General features: G+C 43.4%; 3 protein-coding genes. All 3 read left to right on the top strand.

Annotation, left to right across the window (positions count from 1 at the left end):
• Positions 1–196 precede the first annotated feature (196 nt).
• Genes LKD37_RS17110 through LKD37_RS17100 form a run of 3 tightly spaced genes read left to right on the top strand, consistent with a single transcriptional unit; the run spans position 197 to position 3,421 of the window.
• Positions 197–1,438 carry a tyrosine-type recombinase/integrase gene (locus LKD37_RS17110; RefSeq protein WP_187016427.1) on the top strand — a complete coding sequence of 414 codons (1,242 nt, stop codon included), beginning with the start codon at positions 197–199 and terminating at the stop codon, positions 1,436–1,438.
• Positions 1,428–2,393, top strand: coding sequence for a tyrosine-type recombinase/integrase (locus tag LKD37_RS17105; protein WP_256174696.1), 966 nt, complete (start codon positions 1,428–1,430; stop codon positions 2,391–2,393). The genes LKD37_RS17110 and LKD37_RS17105 overlap by 11 nt, the downstream gene beginning before the upstream one ends.
• Positions 2,390–3,421, top strand: a complete 1,032-nt coding sequence (locus LKD37_RS17100; RefSeq protein ID WP_187016429.1) for a tyrosine-type recombinase/integrase — start codon at positions 2,390–2,392, stop codon at positions 3,419–3,421. Before LKD37_RS17105 ends, LKD37_RS17100 begins: the two co-directional genes overlap by 4 nt.
• The last annotated feature ends 82 nt before the right edge of the window (positions 3,422–3,503 follow it).

Genomic DNA, 3,503 nt, shown 5'->3' with positions numbered 1-3,503 from the left:
AGTATGCACGGCTTATCTTAGAACTGGGATAAGCCGTGTAATCCCGTGAGTTTTGTTATCCGAGGAGTTTTCATATCATTCACTTATATCACACCTTTCTAAATTCTGCTGCTGGGATAATATTGCTCAATGCACCACCGTCTTGTATTCTGAAAAAGGCAAAAGCCATTCAGAAATATAGAAGGTGGTGCATTCCATGAAATGTGAAATTGTCACGGGCAATATGCCGCAGTTGTGGGAGGATCTTCTTTCCCAACTACACGAAAAGGAGTACCCCAGCGAGTCTATTCGACATTACCGTGAAGCCATGGGCAGAGTAGATCGCTACATGAGAGAGAATCAAATCCTTGAGTACACCGAAGCCGTAGGTGAAACTTATTTGGCAACACATGGTGGCAGAATCTCCAGCGGTCGACAGTTTTACATGTCTTTTTATGTGAGACGGCTGAATGACATTCTAAACAAAAGACCATATGTCGTAGTCCATACACGGAAAAAGCAGAAAGATTTAAAGCACTTTAGCGGTGTCTTTGAGAGATTCGATGAAATGCTCTGTAAGCAGTCTATTAGCGATGGTACACGCAAACTTCAAGATCTGTATTGTTACGAATTTCTTCATTTCGTAGAACAGCAAGGGATTTCAGATCTAAAGGAAATTAACGCGCAGATCCTCTATGCAGCGTTTTCAGCAAGTGGCTCGAAAGAGAACTTTCGCTGTGCAGTTAGAAAACTCATGAAATATCTTTATCAAGAGCAGATTCATCCGTTGAATTTGGCTGAATTTGTCCCCGCGGTTCGCCGCGCAAAACCCATGCCTACTGTCTATTCAAAAGATGAAATCCAAAAGCTTCTAAATGTTGTAGATAAAAGTACCGACAAAGGATTACGGGACCGTGCCATGTTGCTGCTGGCCGCACGACTCGGCATCCGTACGTCTGATATCTGCAACTTGAAAAAGAAAAATATTCATTGGGATACAAATACCATCGAATTTGTTCAGAAAAAAACCGGTGTATCTGCAAGACTGGAACTTTTACCGGATGTTAAAGAAGCTCTTTTAGCCTATCTAACAAAGGGCCGTCCCAGTTCGGACAGTGAGAATATATTTTTACGGGTACAATGTCCGTTTACACCAATTGGGCAAACTGTAGCGCATCATGAAATGTCTCGCTATTTGGCGAAGGCAGGTATAGACACCGACAGGAGAAAAACTGGCCCGCACGCACTGCGCATGAGCCTGGCGACGGAGTTGGTGGCAGAAGATATTCCCTATTCTGTTGTACAAAAGGTTTTAGGGCATCAAAGCTCGCTTTGTTTTAACAATTATGTCCGACTGGATATTGAAAACCTTAGACGGTGTGCAGTTGCCGTCCCTCCAGCAACAGATAAACTTAAAGAGTGGCTAAGCAACATGGGGAGGGTTCCCAATGAAAAATGATTTCAAAAGTTTCCTGGCTGTTGAGTTTAGCAATTATCTACAGTTGCTTTTATCGGCTGGGCGAAGCACACGTAACCATGAAATCATGCTTAGGAGTCTGGATTCTTTTTTGCTGCAAAATCATACTTTCGAAAAATGTCTCAGTGAAAGCATTATCAACCAATGGCTTTCTACGATATGTGGTACAAGCGCAAATAAAGTAAGCTACATTGCACGCTACAGGGGGCTTTCAAAATATTTGCGTTCTATAAACATTACCGCATTTGAACCGGAATACCCGCGGTGTTCTTATACCTATGCGCCGTATGTTTTTAGCGATGAAGAATGGAAAAGAATGATAGCCTCCGCTGATAGTCTTCCATATAGCGATTATAATCCAGAAAGTGCAGTCCTATTTTGTATTTTATTACGGATGCTGTACGGATGCGGTTTGCGCAGAAATGAGGCGTTGAAGATGGAAACGAGAGATATAGACTTGAATTTAGGGGTGCTATTTGTCCGACACGCCAAAAATGACAAGCAACGGTATGTGCCTATGGATATTTCACTGACAGAACTCATTCGAGCGTATTTATCTATTGTACCACAGAGAGAATATCTGTTTGTAAATAGCACCAGCGGAAGACGCTATTCAGCAGAGTGGGCCCGGAAAAGGATGGGACATCTTCTACAGGACTGCGGCATTGATTTTGAACGGGTACGGAAATATGAGCGCGGGCCGTGCCTCCACTGCTTCAGGCACACATTTGTGGCAAAAGCATTTGACCAATTACTGCAAACGCCGCTTGATTTTGCCGATGCCGTTCCTTTCATATCCACATATCTCGGACATTGCGACCTAAGAGAGACCGATAAATACTTGCAGGCAAACTACGATTTTTTCCAGCGAGACCATACTCTGATTACGGACTATACAAGGAAGCACAATATCTTCCCGGAGGTGATTGACGAATGAAGCGAGGTATGGAATTTATAAGGCTGTTGACCGAATTTTTTGACAGCTATCTTCCAGACACGAAAGGTGTCAGTGAAAATACAATCCGATCTTACAAAGCAGCCTTGCGGATCTTTTTCATTTTCTTAGAAGAAGAAAAGGGGATCCCTGCGGGTAAAGTAACGTTCTCTGTACTGGACAGCAGTATAGTTGATGAATTTTTGTCATGGATAGAAACCACACGCGGCTGCAGTAAACAAACCAGGAACCAACGCCTTGCTGCGCTGTCTTCCTTTGCTAAATTCGCATTGAGAAGAGATGTGGTATCTGCCGGAGCATTTTCGTCTTGCGTTCTGGGAACCGAGAGAAAGAGGGCCTCTAAAAGAAGCGGAGATGATGTCGTATTCTTTTTGCCAGAAGAAATGCAGATATTATTGTCATTGCCAAATCGACAAACAATTTGCGGGCGGAGAGATGTTGTCCTCATGAGTTTTCTCTATGCAAGCGGCGCCAGAGCGCAGGAGCTTTGCGACCTAACTGCAAATGATGTTACTTTTGGTGTAGAAACCCGTGTGCGCTTGGTGGGCAAAGGAAGCAAGGCCCGGCGAATTGTTATCCCCAATGAATGTGCAGATCTATTGAGAGTTCATTTCAAACAGGCAGGTTTATTTTATGGAGACAAAAACCGTCATGTTTTTTCGAGCCAGCGAAACGAGCATATGACGATTTCGTGTGTAGAGGAAGTTGTTTCCAAGTATGTGAATATGGCTAAAAAATTACATCCAGGGTTATTCCAGCAAAAAGCCTATACCCCACACGCATTTCGCCATACGATTGCAGTTGATATGCTGGCATGCGGATGTTCGCTGCCTGCAATTAAAGCATTTTTGGGACATTCATCTATTCAGTCCACCATGATTTATGCCACCGTTACCTCAGATCAAGCAAACAAAATCTTACGAGAACGCGGCCTCCCTGCAAAATTGCCAGCACCTGAAAAGGAAAAAGGAGATGAAAAGACCGATGTTATTTGGTTTCTACGAGAATAGATTATCCTGTAACTTTTGTGTATACCCGAGGGGTTTCCTTGTATTCTGGGAAACTCCTCGGATAACAAAACTCACGGGATTA

This window comes from Brotocaccenecus cirricatena (assembly GCF_020687045.1).
Taxonomy (GTDB): Bacteria; Bacillota; Clostridia; order Oscillospirales; family Oscillospiraceae; genus Vescimonas; species Vescimonas cirricatena.
The sequence above is the reverse complement of the archived record's forward strand: the minus strand, read 5'-3'. Positions and strand labels throughout refer to the sequence as shown.

Coding starts and splice junctions, on each gene's coding strand:
- LKD37_RS17105 (WP_256174696.1), top strand. CDS start 1,428: ATGAAAAATGATTTCAAAAGTTTCCTGGCTGTTGAGTTTAGCAATTAT.
- LKD37_RS17110 (WP_187016427.1), top strand. CDS start 197: ATGAAATGTGAAATTGTCACGGGCAATATGCCGCAGTTGTGGGAGGAT.
- LKD37_RS17100 (WP_187016429.1), top strand. CDS start 2,390: ATGAAGCGAGGTATGGAATTTATAAGGCTGTTGACCGAATTTTTTGAC.